The organism is Flavobacterium agri, assembly GCF_013401995.1.
In the GTDB taxonomy this organism is placed as follows: domain Bacteria; phylum Bacteroidota; class Bacteroidia; order Flavobacteriales; family Flavobacteriaceae; genus Flavobacterium; species Flavobacterium agri.
The window spans coordinates 1-601 of the sequence record NZ_JACBJI010000037.1 but is presented as its reverse complement, the minus strand read 5'-3'; the positions used below and the strand labels follow the sequence as shown (position 1 = coordinate 601).

The 601-nt window shown below is 35.1% G+C and carries 1 protein-coding gene; it reads right to left on the bottom strand.

Translation table 11 applies throughout. The features are described 5' to 3' along the window. Nucleotides 1-84: 84 nt before the first annotated feature. Nucleotides 85-546 carry a hypothetical protein gene (locus HZF10_RS17890; protein WP_176007604.1) on the bottom strand — a complete coding sequence of 154 codons (462 nt, stop codon included), beginning with the start codon at nt 544-546 and terminating at the stop codon, nt 85-87. Between the last annotated feature and the right edge of the window lie 55 nt (nt 547-601).

Sequence of the window (601 nt, the reverse complement as noted above, 5' to 3'; positions counted from 1 at the left end):
GAGAGTACTCTCCACCGAACGCAAACGAAGTTAAGAAAAAGTTTGTTCCCGCTAACATGAGCAAGCGGTGACAAAGAGCCGCTGTTACAAGACGTTCCTGGCTTTTTGCATTAACATTTTATCGCAATTTAATATAATGACCCCACAATTGTTTGAGCCAAATAAAGCCGCACTTTCAGGAAGTTCAATAACTTCGATTTCCTGAATGTTCTTTTCATTTATCAAGTCAAAAACTTTCGAAAGGCTAGGTTTTGTTTCTAAGTCTAATTCGCAATGATGTTTTTTTGACTTTAGGAAAAATAAAATTTTACAAACATGCTTCTCTGGATCACGGGAGTTGTCTAGAATAATACGATTTCTGAAACTTAAAAACGAAGTATCGGAATATATTTTTGACTTGATGAAATCAATTTTGGCTCCTTTTGCACTAATAGTTTTAAAGTTTTCAAGCCATTTCTGATTTTCCTTTAATCGTGGATACGTCTTTTCCTGTGCAGAAAGACAATTGACGAGCATTAATAGTACAACTACAATCGAATGTTTCATATCTTGAAGATACAATATTTGCCGATTTGGTTGGAATGTCTTGTAACGTTAGGCC